17 protein-coding genes are annotated in these 16711 nt (G+C 51.9%); all 17 read left to right on the forward strand.

Features of this window, described 5'->3' with window-relative positions:
- Positions 1 to 389 precede the first annotated feature (389 nt).
- The 17 genes from ETC00_RS14810 to ETC00_RS14890 all read left to right on the forward strand — a co-directional run bounded on the left by ETC00_RS14810 (position 390) and on the right by ETC00_RS14890 (position 16708).
- Positions 390 to 821 (forward strand): hypothetical protein, encoded by a 432-nt coding sequence (locus ETC00_RS14810; RefSeq protein ID WP_171566853.1) that lies wholly within the window; start codon positions 390 to 392, stop codon positions 819 to 821.
- Positions 822 to 843: 22 nt separating this feature from the next.
- Entirely contained in the window at positions 844 to 1236 is a 393-nt protein-coding gene (locus tag ETC00_RS14815) for a VOC family protein (RefSeq protein WP_171566854.1), read from the forward strand.
- A 230-nt stretch (positions 1237 to 1466) separates the two neighbouring features.
- A complete protein-coding gene (locus ETC00_RS14820; RefSeq protein WP_171566855.1) occupies positions 1467 to 1802 on the forward strand; it encodes an SCP-2 sterol transfer family protein in 336 nt (111 codons plus the stop codon).
- Positions 1803 to 2000: 198 nt separating this feature from the next.
- Positions 2001 to 3161, forward strand: coding sequence for a M20 peptidase aminoacylase family protein (locus ETC00_RS14825; RefSeq protein ID WP_171566856.1), 1161 nt, complete (start codon positions 2001 to 2003; stop codon positions 3159 to 3161).
- A gap of 303 nt (positions 3162 to 3464) precedes the next feature.
- Positions 3465 to 5045 (forward strand): phosphoenolpyruvate carboxykinase (ATP), encoded by a 1581-nt coding sequence (gene pckA / locus ETC00_RS14830; protein ID WP_171566857.1) that lies wholly within the window; start codon positions 3465 to 3467, stop codon positions 5043 to 5045.
- A gap of 330 nt (positions 5046 to 5375) precedes the next feature.
- The gene (gene sufC, locus ETC00_RS14835; RefSeq protein WP_029098330.1) at positions 5376 to 6164 is read left to right on the forward strand and encodes a Fe-S cluster assembly ATPase SufC; all 789 of its coding nucleotides are present in this window, start codon (positions 5376 to 5378) and stop codon (positions 6162 to 6164) included.
- Between the two features lie 21 nt (positions 6165 to 6185).
- Positions 6186 to 7484, forward strand: coding sequence for a Fe-S cluster assembly protein SufD (gene sufD / locus ETC00_RS14840; protein WP_171566858.1), 1299 nt, complete (start codon positions 6186 to 6188; stop codon positions 7482 to 7484).
- A complete protein-coding gene (locus tag ETC00_RS14845; protein WP_171566859.1) occupies positions 7484 to 8710 on the forward strand; it encodes a cysteine desulfurase in 1227 nt (408 codons plus the stop codon). Before sufD ends, ETC00_RS14845 begins: the two co-directional genes overlap by 1 nt.
- Positions 8697 to 9134, forward strand: coding sequence for a Fe-S cluster assembly sulfur transfer protein SufU (gene sufU / locus ETC00_RS14850; protein WP_171566860.1), 438 nt, complete (start codon positions 8697 to 8699; stop codon positions 9132 to 9134). Before ETC00_RS14845 ends, sufU begins: the two co-directional genes overlap by 14 nt.
- 49 nt (positions 9135 to 9183) lie before the next feature.
- Positions 9184 to 10581, forward strand: coding sequence for a Fe-S cluster assembly protein SufB (gene sufB, locus ETC00_RS14855; protein WP_171566861.1), 1398 nt, complete (start codon positions 9184 to 9186; stop codon positions 10579 to 10581).
- 1003 nt (positions 10582 to 11584) lie between these two features.
- Positions 11585 to 12112 carry a MerR family transcriptional regulator gene (locus ETC00_RS14860; protein WP_171566862.1) on the forward strand — a complete coding sequence of 176 codons (528 nt, stop codon included), beginning with the start codon at positions 11585 to 11587 and terminating at the stop codon, positions 12110 to 12112.
- Entirely contained in the window at positions 12096 to 12407 is a 312-nt protein-coding gene (locus ETC00_RS20960; RefSeq protein ID WP_171566863.1) for a GyrI-like domain-containing protein, read from the forward strand. Before ETC00_RS14860 ends, ETC00_RS20960 begins: the two co-directional genes overlap by 17 nt.
- 16 nt (positions 12408 to 12423) lie before the next feature.
- Positions 12424 to 14193 carry a CocE/NonD family hydrolase gene (locus ETC00_RS14870; protein ID WP_171566864.1) on the forward strand — a complete coding sequence of 590 codons (1770 nt, stop codon included), beginning with the start codon at positions 12424 to 12426 and terminating at the stop codon, positions 14191 to 14193.
- A 223-nt stretch (positions 14194 to 14416) separates the two neighbouring features.
- The gene (locus tag ETC00_RS20730; protein ID WP_253264313.1) at positions 14417 to 15223 is read left to right on the forward strand and encodes a hypothetical protein; all 807 of its coding nucleotides are present in this window, start codon (positions 14417 to 14419) and stop codon (positions 15221 to 15223) included.
- A 97-nt stretch (positions 15224 to 15320) separates the two neighbouring features.
- Positions 15321 to 15677 (forward strand): hypothetical protein, encoded by a 357-nt coding sequence (locus ETC00_RS14880; RefSeq protein WP_171566865.1) that lies wholly within the window; start codon positions 15321 to 15323, stop codon positions 15675 to 15677.
- A 96-nt stretch (positions 15678 to 15773) separates the two neighbouring features.
- Positions 15774 to 16124, forward strand: a complete 351-nt coding sequence (locus ETC00_RS14885) for a hypothetical protein (protein ID WP_171566866.1) — start codon at positions 15774 to 15776, stop codon at positions 16122 to 16124.
- A 212-nt stretch (positions 16125 to 16336) separates the two neighbouring features.
- Positions 16337 to 16708, forward strand: a complete 372-nt coding sequence (locus tag ETC00_RS14890; protein ID WP_171566867.1) for a hypothetical protein — start codon at positions 16337 to 16339, stop codon at positions 16706 to 16708.
- The last annotated feature ends 3 nt before the right edge of the window (positions 16709 to 16711 follow it).

Consider the following 16711-nt stretch of genomic DNA (forward strand, 5'->3'; position numbering starts at 1 on the left):
TGTTTTTTTTTTTTAAACCACCGGCGTCTCCACTTTTAGCTTCGTCGGGAGCGGCAGGTGGGGATAGATGTGTATAAGAGACAGGGTTTCGGGTCCCGGGCCCCGGGGCCAAGCGCAACTGCTGCCCGGACGAGGGGAGAAAACGCCAGCGGCTGCGGCCGGCGGCGTCCAGGCGGGAGCGGAAAATCGCGCCTGTAATGTTTTGATTAGTCAGAAAAAAAGTGGTCGCTGCTGTTGTTTTCAGATACAATGGGAATACGAATGTACGCTTCCGAACAGGGACTGGTATCATTTGCGTCTGGAGTTGACGTCCGTTTGTAGGCTACAATGCCTATACAGAGGTACATTCGTGCAAACGTGCAAGCGTTTGGCGAAAAGGAGGGAGAGGAATGAGCTTTTGCTGCGGAGCCGGAATGGTCGGTTCGATCGGAACCGTGCGCCATTACAAGACGGTTGTGCACAACGTGCCCATCCTGTTTTGTCCGGTTTGCGACCGGATCGAAGTCCATCCGGCCATTGAGGGAGAGTACGAGATCCTGGTAGAATATGCGCAAGGTGATAACGCACCGGAAGTCGACTTTGCCGACTTTGTGAGTGTTGACAATACATCCGAGTTGTTTGAGAATTGTAGCATGACGGACGAAGCGGCCAGCTTCGCCGACGTGCTGAAACAGCAGATTGACATTTCCCTTGACCTGCTGGGCGTGGCCAAAGAGCTGAACGACGACGACTGGCGGGAAACGCTGATGCTGCGCCTCAAGCGATTGAGCGAACGACTGAAGCAGTACAACAAGCGAAGGGAAAGCGCAGCGTGTGATTGAGTTGACGTAGGAGGCAGTGTAAATGTTTCATTTGAAAGGTGTACACCACATCGCCTTAAATTGCCGCGATGTCGTGAAGGTAGCTCGTTTTTTCAAAGACATATTGGAAGTTCCCATCCCTGAAGAACACATGACAGAAGGAGCACCTATCTACTTTCAAATTGGCACTTACACGCGGATTGGTCTCCATCCCTGCACCGATAACGAAGGAAAAGGCGGCATCGGACAGGTGGATCATATCGCCTTTTCCGTGACCAGCCGGGCTGAGTTGGATTATCTGGTTGACAAGCTGGAGGCGTGCAATATCTGCTACCGCGGCCCCATTGCCCGGCCGACCAGCTATAACCTCTATTTTGAAACGCCGGACGGCCACCATCTGGAGGTACGCCTGGACAAGGACGAGTTTGACGAGTAGCCAGACAATGGCTTGGAGATATGTGAGAGATATGGAGAACGGCACCTGCAGGCAGCGCTGGGTGCCGTTTTGCTGTTCCGAGGGCCAATTGCCGTCCCTCTGCCCTGCGGATAAGTGTCGAGAAAAAATGGGAGCGGCTGACACCAGCCGACATCGGTTCCGACTGCTCGTCAAAGGATTCGACCCGGACCTCCGCGAACGTAAGGGAAGAAGCAAAGGGGGAGATGGCGTTGGCGAAGTCTCTGGAGCGGCTGTTGGCGGAGAAGGCGGAGCGGGTAGGGCAAAAACCCCACTTGAAACCCTTGACGGCCGGATGGGAGCGCATCGTGGGGATTGTCGCGGAAGATGTGCCGGCGCGCTACTGCCTGATGTTTTCCGGCGGCGCTGTGACGTGTACGGCCTGGCAGGAACCGGTCCATCTGGAAGTGCGGGGGCGCGCGAGTGATCTGGCGATGCTGTTCGGGGGCGATGAGCTGGCCTACCAGTACGCCAGGCAGCAGGTGTCCACCAAGGGACGGATCGGCGATCGGCTGAAACTGGAGGCACTGATCCGCTTATCGAGCTGAACGATCTATCGCGGATGGCTGGCCAGGAAGGGACCTGGTGTCGTCGTGGGTGCCGTGACGGTACGCTGCGGAGCCCGGTGGGTCTTGTGTTATAATGGTGCCGGGAGAACGTTCCGGTCGGAAGACGAGACAGCAGGGAGCAGCTATGGTTGATAATGACGGAACATTCGCAAAAAAATGAAAGAAGGAGAGGGGAACATGACGACAGCGTTGCCGTTGAAAGAGACGCTGGCCGCGCGGGAAGCCCAGGTATACCGCACGTTTGACCATCTGCACACCCATCCGGAAACCAGTTGGAACGAATGGGAGACGACCCGCTATCTGGCCGAGCGGATGCGCGCCCTGGGGCTGCGCGTGACAACGTTTGACGACTGTACCGGACTGGTGGCAGAGTGGGGCGAGGGTAAGCCGGTCGTGGGCCTTCGGACCGACATCGACGCGCTTTGGCAGGAAGTGGACGGCGTATGGCGGGCCAATCATTCGTGTGGTCACGACGCTCACATGACGATTGTGCTGGAGGCGGTGGAGACGCTGATCGCTTCCGGATACCAGCCGCAAGGGACCGTGAAAATCCTGTTTCAGCCCGCCGAGGAAAAGGGAGAGGGCGCGCTCAAGCTGGTGGAAAAAGGGGTGGTGGATGATATCGACTTCCTCTACGGCGTCCACCTGCGGCCCATTCAGGAAATGGCTGCAGGCGAAGCAGGGCCGGCGATCTACAACGGCGCAGCGATGTTCATGACCGGAGAGATTACCGGCGTGTCGGCGCACGGTGCCCGGCCGCACCTGGGCGTAAACGCCATCGAGGTGGCGGGGGCCATTCTCAACGGGTTGGGGCAGGTGCACACCAATCCGATGGTGCCAGCGACCGTGAAAATGACCATGCTGCAGGCAGGAGGGGACAGCTACAACATCATTCCCGACAAGGCCCGCTTCGCGCTGGACTTGCGGGCGCAGACCAATCAGGCTATGGAGGAGCTGACCGCCCGCGTCCGGCAGGTGATTGACGGCGCGGCCGCGATGTTTGGGGCCGACATCAGCGTGACGACCGGTTCGCAGATGGTGGCGGCGGAAGTGGACGAAGAAGCCAGACGGCTGATGGAACAGGCGATCGTGGACGTCCTGGGAGCGGAGCACCTGCGGCCTGCTCCGGTCAGTCCCGGCGCGGAAGACTTTCATTTCTACACCGTGCAGCGGCCGCACATCAAGGCGACGATGCTCGCGCTCGGCTGCGATCTGACGCCTGGGCTGCACCATCCGCACATGCGCTTCGATCGCACCGCTCTGCTTGCCGGTGCGGAAATCCTCGCGCGTGTCGTGGTTCGGACATTTGCCCACCTCCACGGGGAGCAATCAACGTAATCACAGGCAACGGTGCCTCCGTCATCCGGCGGGGGCATTTGTCGTTTGACGCTGTGCAGGCAGCGCAGCCATGATCTGGAACAGACAAAATCGATATAGAGGCGGAGGAAGCGGACGTGCCGGGGAACCCTAAAGATGGGGAAACCCCGGCCGTAGCTGTTGTCAGAGCGTCTTCACAGTTTGTTCACACCCAAAAAAATAAAATCTTGTAGCTTATTTGGCGAAATGTGATATACTAATTACAAATCACGTGACATGAAAAAGGCATGACTCGGATTTTTATGGGAAGGAGATCGTTCACACATGGAAACCAAGACGGTTTACAAACTTGCTGACGTACTGGCGACGGCGACCGTCCACGCAAACCTGCCTGTCGCCCAACTCGTTGAGATGGCGGTAAAACGCGGTGAAGGTATTCTGACCGACAAGGGAGCGCTCAACGCGTTAACGGGTAAGTTTACCGGCCGCTCGCCCAAAGACAAATTTGTGGTGGACGAAGTCTCCGTGCATGATAAAGTCAACTGGGGACCGGTTAATCAGCCGATCTCTCCGGAGAAGTTTCAGGCTCTCTACCAGGACGTGCTGGAGTATCTGCAGACGAAAGAGCTGTTCGTCTTTGACGGCTTTGCCGGCGCGGACAAAACCTACCGTCTGCCGATTCGCGTGGTAAATGAATACGCGTGGCACAATCTGTTTGCCCGCCAGCTTTTCATTCGCCCGACTGCGGAAGAACTGGCCGAGCACAAACCGGAGTTCACCGTCATTTACGCGCCGACGTTCAAGGCCGACCCGGCTGTGCACGGAACCAACTCGGAGACGTTCATCATCATCAGCTTTGAGCAAAAAACCGTGCTGATCGGCGGGACCGAGTACGCCGGCGAAATGAAAAAATCCATTTTCAGCGTGATGAATCTGCTGCTGCCCGAGCGCAACGTGCTGTCCATGCACTGCTCCGCCAACGTGGGCAAAGACGGCGATGTGGCGCTGTTCTTCGGACTCTCCGGCACGGGCAAGACGACGCTGTCCGCTGACCCGAACCGCTTCCTGATCGGCGATGACGAGCACGGCTGGTCGGACGACGGCGTCTTCAACATCGAAGGCGGCTGCTACGCCAAGTGCATTCGCCTGTCCGAAGAAGGCGAGCCGCAAATCTGGAAGGCGATCCAGTTCGGCACCGTGCTGGAAAACGTGGTGGTCGACCCGGTGAGCCGCGTCGCCGATTACGACAGCGATGCCTACACGGAAAACACTCGCGCCGCCTATCCGGTTGAAGCGATTCCGGGCGCTGTCATCCCGGGCGTCGGAGGCCACCCGAACGTGATCATCTTCCTGACCGCTGATTCCTTTGGAGTGCTGCCGCCGATCTCCAAACTGACGAAGGAACAGGCAATGTATCACTTCCTGTCCGGCTACACCAGCAAAATGGCCGGCACTGAGCGCGGCGTGACCACTCCGCAGACGGAGTTTTCCACCTGCTTCGGTTCTCCATTCCTGCCGCTGCATCCGGTCGTCTACGCCGAGATGCTGGGCAAAAAGATTGACGAGCGCGACGTGCGGGTCTACCTGGTCAACACCGGCTGGACCGGCGGACCGGTCGGCGTGGGTTCGCGCATGAAGCTGGCCTACACCCGCGCGATGGTAACTGCCGCGCTGAACGGCGAACTGGAAAACGTGGACTACGTGACCGATCCCGTCTTTGGCGTGCAGGTGCCGACATCTTGCCCGAACGTGCCGGCGGATGTGCTGCAGCCGCGCAACACCTGGGCGGACAAGGAAGCGTACGACAAGCAGGCGCGCGAACTGGCAGCCCGCTTTATCGAGAACTTCGAGAAGAAATTCCCCGACGCGACAGAGATCGCCAAGGCGGGTCCGCGCGTTCAATAACCAGCATACGCAAAGGCGCCCCGGCCGAACATGGCCGCCGGGCGCCTTTTTTCGCGAGCAGGGGAAAGGCCTGCATGGCAGACTGCTGCCCGGATGATTCTTGGCAATTTTTTTCAATCAGATGGAATTGATTTTTCATTACAAAGCAAGTAAAAATGATATGAATGCCCAGTACGCAGAAACGACTTCCCCAATATACTAAACATAATTATTTAAAAATTACAGATATGTTCCATTCCTTGATTTAAAATTATTCTTATTATAAGATAGTCATTGAGAATGAATTGAGAATAACCCATTCATTTCACGATACTGATGGAGGGAAAGCACATGACAGCAGTACCGCATTTGCAAATAAAAAACCTTCGCGCCAAAATCGAGGACAAGGAAATCCTCAAGGGTCTCACTCTGGAAATCAAAGGCGGCGAAGTGCACGCGATCATGGGTCCGAACGGTACTGGGAAATCCACGCTGGCGTCCACGCTGATGGGGCACCCGAAATACGAAGTTACCGAAGGCGAAGTCATCCTTAATGGAGAAAACCTGCTTGAGATGGAAGTGGACGAGCGCGCCCGCGCCGGTCTGTTCCTGGCCATGCAGTATCCGTCTGAAATCAGCGGGGTGACCAACTCCGACTTCCTGCGCTCCGCGATCAACGCGCGCCGCGGTGAAGGCAACGAGATTTCGCTGATGAAGTTCATCCGTGAACTTGACAAGAAAATGAAAACGCTGGAAATGGACGAATCCTTTGCTCACCGCTACCTGAACGAAGGCTTCTCCGGCGGTGAGAAGAAGCGCAACGAAATCCTGCAAATGATGATGCTGGAACCGAAGATCTGTATTCTTGACGAGATCGACTCCGGTCTCGACATCGACGCGCTGAAAGTGGTGGCTAACGGTGTCAACGAAATGCGTTCCCCCGAACGCGGTTTCTTGATCATCACCCACTACCAGCGCCTGCTGAACTACATCAAGCCTGACTTCGTACACGTGATGATGCAGGGCCGCATCGTGAAATCCGGAGGTCCGGAGCTGGCAGAGCGCCTCGAGGCGGAAGGCTACGACTGGATCAAAGAAGAGCTCGGCATCGTGGATGAAACCGTAAACGCGAACGTGTAGGAAGAAGGAGGCAGCAGTCAGATGAGTGTGGATGTACAGCTCCGCTTCGACCGTGAAGCGATCACCGAGTTCTCCAAGGCCAACCAGGAGCCTGCCTGGTTTCTGGAAAAGCGACTGGCCGGTTTGAAGGCGGCGGGCGAACTGCCGCTGCCCGCTTTGGAGAAAACGAAAATCGACAATTGGAACTTCGATCAGTATGAACCGTTTGTGACCAGCGCCCGCGTATCTGCCGCAACCGAACTGGACGACGTAGTGAAGGCGCAGATCGACGCAAACGCGGTAAAAAGCCTGATCGTGCAGAAAAACGCCTCCCCTGTGTTTCACGCAGCAGCAGACGAGCTGAAGAGCAAGGGTGTCATCTTTACCGACCTGGCGACCGCACTGCGCGAGCACGGCGAACTGGTGCAGCAATACCTGCTGAACGTCGTGGCGTACGACGAGCACAAGCTGACGGCGCTGCACACGGCTTTGGTCAACGGCGGGGTTTTCCTCTACGTCCCGAAAAACGTGGAGCTGGACGTGCCGCTGCAGGCCGTATTTGAAGTGGCAGGCGACAACGCGCTGCTCTGCCCGCACGTGCTGATCGTGGCGGAAGCGAACAGCAAAGTGACCTACGTGGATACCTACGTCTCCGGCGAAGGCCGCAACATGGTGGCCAACAGCATCGTGGAAGTGTACGTCGGCCCGGGCGCGTCCGTGCAGGTGGCATCCGTTCGCTCCCTGTCCAAGGACGTCCACGACTACACGTTCCGCCGCGCCACCGTTGACCGCGACGGCAAGATGGAGTGGATCCTGGGTGAGATGAACGATGGCAACACCGTCGCCAACAACACGACCATCCTCAAGGGCACCGCTTCCTCCGCCGCGACCAAGACTGTCTCCGTGGGAACCGGCGATCAGCGTCAGAACCTGACCTCCCAGGTGCAGCACATCGGCACGCATTCCGAGTCCGACATGGTCAGCAAGGCAGTTATGACCGGTGAAGCAACGACCATTTTGAACGGCATCACCAAAATCGAAAAAGGCGCCGAAAAGGCCAACGGCGAGCAGGCGGAAAACATTCTCATGCTCAGCGAAAAAGCGCGCGGCGACGCCAATCCGATTCTGCTGATCGACGAGGATGACGTGAAAGCGGGTCACGCCGCGTCGGTGGGTCGGGTGAGCGAAGAGAGCATCTACTACCTGATGTCCCGCGGGATCGACCGCGAGGAAGCGGAGCGTTTGATCATCTTGGGCTTCCTGGAACCGGTCGTCGCTGAAATTCCGATTGATGAAGTGAAGAACCGGCTGCGCCAGGCGCTCGAAAGGAAGTTGGGCTGATGAACGCCAAGGAGCTTCGTCAATACTTTCCCATCCTGCACCAAGAGGTAAACGGCCACCCGCTCGTCTATCTGGACAACGCGGCTACCTCGCAAAAGCCGATCCAGGTGATCGAAGCGGTCGACAAATACTACAAGGAGTACAACTCCAACGTGCACCGCGGCGTGCATACGCTGGGCAGCCGGGCGACAGACGGATACGAGGGCGCGCGTGAGAAGGTCCGCGCCTTCATCAACGCCCGCGAGGCGGCAGAAGTCGTCTTTACCCGGGGAACGACCACCGCTGCCAACATGGTGGCTTACGGATTCGCCCGTACGTTTCTCAAGCCGGGCGACGAGATTGTGACCACCCTGGTGGAGCACCACAGCAACTTCATTCCCTGGCAGCAGGCGGCCAAGGCGACCGGCGCGACGTTCAAGTTCATTCCCTTGGCAGAGGACGGCACGGTGACGCTGGAAGCGGTGGAGCAGACGATTACCCCCAACACCAAACTGGTCGCCATCCACCACATCTCCAACGTGCTTGGCGACACCACACCGGTGAAGGAGATCGCCGAAATTGCCCACCGTCACGGTGCGCTGCTGTTCGTTGACGGCGCCCAGGGGGCTCCCCATAAAAAGATCGACGTGCAGGATTTGGACTGCGACTTTTACGCGTTTTCCAGCCACAAGATGTGCGGTCCGACCGGCATCGGCGTGCTCTACGGCAAACGCGCGATCCTGGAGCGGATGGAGCCGGTTGAATTCGGCGGCGAGATGATCGACTTTGTGGAGCACTTCGATTCCACCTGGAAAGAGCTTCCCTGGAAGTTCGAGGGCGGAACGCCGATCATTGCCGGTGCCATCGGATTGGGAGCGGCTATCGACTTCTTGCAGGAAATCGGACTGGACAACATTGAACGGCATGAGAAAAAACTGGTGGCATATGCTTTGGAGCAGATGCGGGAAATCGAAGGGCTGACAATTTACGGCCCACTGGAAAACCGCAGCAGCTTGATTACTTTCAACCTGGCCGAGGTCCATCCACACGATCTGGCGACTGTGCTGGACAGCCACGGCATCGCCATTCGCGCGGGCCATCACTGCGCCCAGCCGCTGATGCGCTGGCTGAACGTCACAGCTACTGCCCGGGCCAGCTTCTACCTGTACAACACGGAAGAAGAAGTGGATGCGTTGGTGGCGGGGTTGAAAAAGGCGAAGGAGTTCTTTGGCAATGTCTTCTCTTGATGATCTGTACCGCCGCGTGATCATGGACCACTACCAGAAGCCGCGCAACCGCGGCAAGCTGGATGAATCGGAAGGACTTGTAGTCAATTTGAATAACCCGACCTGTGGCGACAGCATCTCGCTCTCCCTGAAAGTGGAGGAGGGCAAGGTGGTCGATGCCAGGTTTCTTGGTGAAGGATGCTCGATCAGCATGTCATCCGCCTCGATGATGACGGAGGCGATCAAGGGCAGGTCGGTGGAAGAGGCGCTGAAACTGGCGAGCATCTTCTCCGACATGATGCAGGGCAAGGAGATCGACGATTCGATCGACCTGGGCGACATCGAGGCGCTGTCCGGGGTCGCCAAGTTTCCGGCGCGAATCAAGTGCGCCACGCTGGCCTGGAAGGCGCTGGAGCAAGGAATCAGACAGGCCGGAGAGTCGTAAGTCCGTCAGGCTGTCAAGCCACCATGTTCAACAAAAGGAGTGAGTAAGGATGGCGAAGAAAGCCCCTGAATTGCAGGAATACCAGTACGGCTTTCACGACAAGGACGTCTCCGTCTTCCGGACGAAAAAGGGCTTGACCCGCGAGATCGTAGAGGAAATCTCCCGGATCAAGGGCGAACCGGAGTGGATGCTCGAATTCCGTCTGAAAGCACTGGACATCTTTTTGAAATTGCCGATGCCGAAGTGGGGCGGCAACCTGGATGACCTCAACTTCGACGACATCACGTACTACGTCAAGCCGTCCGAAAAGACCGGACGCAGTTGGGACGAAGTGCCGGAAGAAATCAAGGCGACCTTTGACAAGCTGGGCATTCCGGAAGCGGAGCAGAAGTTCCTCGCCGGCGTCTCCGCCCAGTACGAGTCCGAGGTTGTCTACCACAACATGCAGGAAGACCTGGAAAAGCTGGGTGTGCTCTTCTGTGACATGGACTCCGCAGTGAAGCTCTACCCGGACATCGTCAAGGAGTACTTTGCCACCGTCATTCCGCCGGCGGACAACAAGTTCGCGGCGCTCAACTCGGCAGTATGGTCCGGCGGCTCCTTCATCTACGTGCCGAAGGGCGTGAAGGTGGAGACCCCGCTGCAGGCGTACTTCCGCATCAACTCGGAAAACATGGGGCAGTTTGAGCGTACGCTGATCATCGTGGATGAGGACGCCTTTGTGCACTACGTCGAAGGCTGTACCGCTCCGATCTACAGCACCGACTCGCTGCACTCGGCCGTGGTGGAAATCATCGTGAAAGAGCGCGCCCGCTGCCGTTACACGACCATCCAAAACTGGTCCAACAACGTCTACAACCTCGTGACCAAGCGCGCTGTCGCATACGCGGACGCGACGATGGAGTGGATCGACGGCAACATCGGCTCCAAGCTGACGATGAAATACCCGGCGGTAATCATGAAAGGACCGCGCGCCAAAGGGACCGTTCTCTCCATCGCGGTGGCGGGGAAAGGACAGCATCAAGACGCTGGCGCGAAAATGGTTCACCTGGCGCCGGACTGCACGTCTACGATCATTTCCAAGTCCATTTCCCGCGACGGCGGCAAGGTGACCTACCGAGGTCTGGCCCAGTTTGGCCGCAAGTCTGACGGCTCCAAGTCCAACATCAAATGCGACACGCTGATTCTGGATAAACTGTCCACGTCCGACACGATCCCGTACAACGAGATCATGAACGACAACATCACCCTGGAGCACGAAGCGACCGTCTCCAAGGTGTCCGAAGACCAGCTCTTCTACCTGATGAGCCGCGGTCTGACTGAAGCAGAAGCGACCGAGATGATCGTCATGGGCTTCATCGAGCCGTTCACCAAGGAACTGCCGATGGAGTACGCGGTAGAAATGAACAGATTGATTAAGTTTGAGATGGAAGGCAGCATCGGGTAGGAAATTATAAAACGTTGTTGCCCCAGCGTTTTATAAGTGGAATACGAGTTTAAAAAAATAATCGTGCCGATTTCGTGCCGATTCAAATTCTTTCTTTTGGTATAGAAGGCGAACTTTTTTAAGTTCGTCTTCTTCATTTTTTCGGTGATGGACAGATATGTGTCGGCGCTCGGTTTGATCGTCTTATGTCCAAGCCGCTTTGATACATAGACTAGACTGGCACCAGACTCGAGTAACATGGGTACCCTTGTACTCCACTCCTGCTTTTTCACAATGCGATTGTGTGATAAAAATGGGAAAAAGTGGAAATGGTGATTGGGGAATATAGGTGATACTGTTAGAAAAAGTTGGTTATTTTTTTGAGATATAATTGAAAAGCCAAAAAAAGAAGATTAATGATGTTGGAAATACAGTGATAAAAATTATTAGTGTCTCTTTTGGATTCTTAATCGAGTCACGAATAAAACCAGAGAAACCAACTGTAAAGAAAAACGTGATATTTTCAAAAGCTTTGTCTATAAAGCTTTTGTTTTGATTATCATTATTTTTCAAAGTAAACACCTCTTTTGGGGTTTATTGCACAATATTACCATTTATTTTCCGACCAATAAATAGTGAAGGAGTCACGGACATCAGTTTATTCAAGAGAGGATTTTTTACTGTCCTTGAGATTTCTTCTTTCCACAATGATTTTGAGACTGGAGAGGCAAAGAATAAATTCCTAACTAAAACGGTTCATGATGAAAAAGGAATAGAGAAGTTGTCCAGTAAAAAATCTCTATGTTTTACGTACGTGTTCGCAGTGACTTTGACACTTGCATGTCCGAGTCGCTCGGACACGTATTTTATTTGGGCATTTATGATTTTATGGTGGAATCCAGCCATTGACGAACATTCATTTGTTGCAAACTGACGTTTTCTGTCGGTTGGCAACATTTTTTATTGCTTGACTTTCCACTTGGATGGAAGGTTTATAATTCGAGTACGGAAAGGAGTGAACCCCATGTTTAAAATCAGCGAGTTCTCAAAATTAAGCCAGGTGCCTGCTAAAACGCTGCGGTTTTATGATCAAATTGATCTTTTAAAACCTGCCTACACGGATCAGCAAAGCGGTTACCGTTACTACAAGAGCGAACAGCTGCTTGATCTGCACCGAATTCTGGCGTTTAAGGACCTCGGTTTTACACTTGAACAAATCAAACAGCTTCTGAATGATAACGTATCTACTGCGGAAATTCGAGGAATGCTTCGACTCAAGCAGGCGGAACTTCACTCGCTGATTCAGTCGGAAATGGAGCGTTTACGACGTATTGAGGTGAGACTGGAACAAATTGAACGGAAAAGTGACAGTCTTTCTCATTGTGAGGTTGTAGTTAAGAAGGTTGAGCCCTTAATGGTTGCAACGCTGAAAGAAACCACAAGCAGAGCAAATATTCCCGGGTTATTCGAAGAAATCGATGAATATTTAAAATGGAATGGAATTCCGCTTCCTGTCCCCCATATCGTGATGTGGCATGGTTGTCCGGAATGAAAGCAGCATCGATCTGGAAATAGCTTGCCCAATCCCGCGCAAGCTTCAGGACACAGCTCGTTTTCGGACGATGGAGCTGCCGGAATTGACCGTTGCGGCGGTGACCCATATAAGCCGTCCAGACATGGATACGCCAGTGAGCATTGATCTGGGATCTTGGATTGAGGAGAACGGCTACCAGATCAGCCCGGAAATGCCAAGCAGAGAGATTTATTTATCGCCTCAAGAAGGTAACAAATTGTGGTATGTGACCGAGAGTCAGATGCCCATTTTGCGAGCAGGGTTCATGCAATGAAAAAGGAGTGCTCGATATGTCAGAACAATTGGAAAACCAGATGATTGCAGAATTTGATGTTCCCGTTGAGATGCGAGACGGAATCGTGTTGCGCGCTAATATTTATCGGCCCAATCAGGAAGGAAAATGGCCCGTTCTGCTCCATCGCCATCCTTATAATAAAGATACTCCCCCCATTTCTTTTGGATTGTATGATATTTCCCGTGCAGTTCGGCAGGGATATGTGGTCATCGTTCAGGATACAAGGGGGAGATTCGCTTCTGAGGGAGAATGGGAGCTGATTTCGACCAGTAAACAAGAAGCTTCTGATACCTTTGAGACCATTCAATGGGCAAGCACGCTTCCTTACAGCAACGGTAAAGTTGGCATGTTTGGTGAATCTTATTCCGCATTTGTACAGTGGGCAGGCATGCTGAAGAATCCACGTGTACTCAAAGCAGCGACTCCTTCTTTTTCCTGGAGCGATCCCTTTGATGGATTCATGTACCGGGGAGGAGCGCTTGAACTCGGCTTTTTGTCCTATTGGCAATTAGGGATGTATCTGGACACGCTCTCAAGACGTTATGCGGATGAGCAAGAACGAGCTGATGCTTTGGCGCAGTTAGTTTCAGATATTGATCAACTAAAAACGGAGATGAAAACACTGCCATTGAAACAGTTTGCTCCCTTTGCCCGAAATAAAGTGGCTCCCTTCATTCTTGAACATGTTGAGCGCGGCATGGATCAAGATTATGTGGATGCGTTATCGTTGAAGGGGAAATATGACAAATTCACAGTCCCTGCACTCAACGTTGCAGGTTGGTACGATATATTCTTGCAAGGAACCATAGAAAATTTTCTTAAAATGCGTAACAAAGGCGGCAGTCCGGAAGCTCGGCAGAGCAAATTAGTCATCGGGCCATGGATGCATTTGGATCACAGTCATCAAGCTGGCGAAATAAATTTTGGATTGGCTGCAAACTACGCTGTCGCGGATATGGTCGGACTCCAGTTGCGATGGTTTGATCATTTCGTAAAAGGAAAGGACACCGGTATCATCAATGAAGCGCCTGTCAAGATATTTGTGATGGGCGAGAATGTTTGGCGCGATGAATATGAATGGCCGCTTGCCCGGACAAATTATACGTCGTACTACCTGCACAGCCAGGGACATGCGAATACGCTTCACGGCGATGGCGTGCTTAGTACAATCATGCCAGATCAAGAGCCAGCCGATCATTATACGTATGATCCGTTGAATCCGGTCATAACGAAAGGCGGAGCGATCATGATGCCTCCCGATTTCAGCAGCGGTGCATTTGATCAGAGAGAGATTGAATCACGCAATGACGTATTGGTTTATACAACCCCCGTATTAGAAAATGATGTAGAAGTTACAGGACCGGTTAAAGTGAAACTGTGGGCAAGTTCAAGTGCCGTAGATACAGATTTTGTCGCACGATTGGTAGATGTTCATCCCGACGGGTATGCACAAAATCTAACAGACGGCATTATCCGTGCCCGTTATCGGAATGCTGCCAAAGGAGAGGCTCCGAGCTTAATCGAGCCAGGAAAAGCTTATTTATATGAAATCGATTTATGGTCAACAAGCAATGTATTCAAAAAAGGACATCGAATCCGCCTGGATATAACGAGCAGTAATTTTCCGCGTTGGGACCGAAATCCCAATACCGGAAGACAATTCGGTGAGGATCGGGCTGAGGATGTTGTGATCGCGCGGCAAACCGTCTTTCATGATGCCGAACATCCTTCTTGCATTATTCTGCCGATCATACCAAGAAGATGAAACCAAAACATTACATCCATGATGAAATCCGTATATTTTTTATGCGGATTCTTTTTTTATTTCCACGCACATACAGGTGAAGAGGGCCCGCCTATGATTGTAGGCGGGTTTATGGTTATCAAGGATGTACATACAAAATCTTACAAACCAAATCTTGACAATAAGTTAAAAATAGGTAAAATAATTTTCTGTTGTTAAAATTTATATATTTTGGAGGGATAATGTGGTTCGTGTAGGAAATGCAGCTGCTCAAACCAATACGGCATGGGTGCGAAACACCAAAGACGTAAATAACGTGATAGAGTTGTACAAAACCAGATCACAGGTGAACACCATCGCGAAACCAGCAAAAGTGGACAGCGTTGAAATATCTGAACAATCGCGCCAACTGTTACGAGCTGCCCAAGCCAAATCATCCATGTGGGATTTTGATGAAATTATAGATACAGTTAATAAATGGTATAACAAAGGAAAACAATGGCTAAGTACCGCTGCTGATTATGCTTTAGCTGCCGCTAAAGAAGGACTGGACTTTTTAATCCTGGATGATTTAAAAACATTGTTCGATCCGAATGCTGATGCTGCAGATAAGGCGCTCGCCGCGGTGTCTTTATTCCCGGCAGGCAAGGCTACAAAAGCATTCAAACTGCTCAAGAAATTCGATCCTGATGTTGCCAAATTTGCTGATCGGGCCCTTTCAGGAAAGGTCAAGATTGGTAAATATTATGTGAAGTCCCGGATTGGTGAAGATTCATTGCTGGTACGTGAGGCAGAAAAAGCAGCGCGAAATCCGCAAGTTCAAAGAGATTGGGATAATTTAATAAGGAGATATTTGGATGATAATGTGAATCCTGGGAGTGGGAATAAATTTATTCCTGGTATTCCTGGCGTTTTTGAACTAAGAGCAAAAGATTCGGGGGCGAGGGTGTACTTAAGAAAGATGGGGGATACAGTTGAAATCCTCGCAAAATCTGATAAAGATAATCAAAAAGTTGTCATTCAACGTTTAAAGAGACTATATGGAAGATAAAGTTATGGTAATAGTCAGTGTCAGAGAGTTTACAGGTTTGCACTCGCTTGAAAACAACTGGTAAAATGGCTTCATCATGATTGAAGGAGAGTTACCCATGAGCAAGAAAAGGCATATTTGGATCCATTCGGAACCTCGCGATCTACACGATGATAATCTTGATGTTATTGTAACCTTGCCAGATCGAACCAGATGGTGGGGAACATTTTTTACATTTGATAACATAGAAAGTCTGCGTCAAAAAAACAAAAAAACCGGAGAGTGCTTGTCTGGCACGTATTTCTATGCAGTCAACATGATCATTTGCGAGGATGCAAGCCGGGAAACGATTGAAAAAGTGGTGGATGATTTACTGGAAAAAGGTATTCTTGACAAGTTCATGGATAGAATCAGTGATGTAACAAGTGAGATTGAGAAAGACGAAGACTATGAAGAAGGCTTCTTTTACGACTGATGACGTGCTTTACCTGCTGCAGTGACGTCAAATCATTCGCAGAACTGCACTAGATTGCACACAGCGCGTAACACGTTCATCATGGGGAGGATACGCATGACAAAGAAAAAGCATATTTGGCTGAGCAGGCAGCTTTCTGAAGCGGAAATACACGATACGAGCGTTGACGTGATTGTTACCTTGCCGGATCGAACCAGATGGATGGCCACATTTTTTACGTACCAAAACATTAAGACGCTGCGCCAGAAATACAAGGAGACCGGAGTGAACTTGTCTGGCACCTATTTGTGGGCGGTTAACATGATTATTTGCGAAGATCTGAGCCGGGAAACGATTGAAAAAGTGGTCGATGATATAATTGCAGATGAACGTTTAGCTTCAGCCATGATGAGGATCAGCGATGTAACCAATGAGGCAGGTTATGAGGAAGGATTCTTTGAGGTATAGTGACGTTTCTCAATCTATTGTAAATGACTCGAAACGTTTGATGAGCGTTTGAGTGAGAAATCCGCTCATTACCGTGCCAGTATGCGGACAAACTTCCTCACTGCCGGTGCAGTCGGAGGGAGTTTGTTTTCTCTATGTATGTGGTATGCAAAAGGTATTGTGCTTTATAAATATGCAGAACAGATTCATCATGGCTGAAGGAGAGGCAACCGATGAGTAAGAAAAGGCATATTTGGATGAACTCGCAATATTCTGAAATCAGAAGCCAGTTTATATACGATGACAACATTGATGTTATTGTAACCTTACCTGATCGAACCAGATGGTGGGGAACATTTTTTACATTTGATAACATAGAAAGTCTGCGTCAAAAAAATAAAGAAACTGGAGAGTGCTTGTCTGGCACGTATTTATGGTCATCCAACATGATTATTTGTGAAGATGTAAGCCGGGAAACGATTGAAAAAGTGGTGGATGATCTATTGGAAAAAGGTATTCTTGACAAGTTCATGGATAGAATCGGTGATGTAACAAGTGAGATTGAGGACATCCATGACTATGAAGAAGACTTCTTTGATGACTGATGA

The organism is Brevibacillus sp. MCWH (genome assembly GCF_013096935.1).
GTDB lineage: Bacteria > Bacillota > Bacilli > Brevibacillales > Brevibacillaceae > Brevibacillus > Brevibacillus aydinogluensis.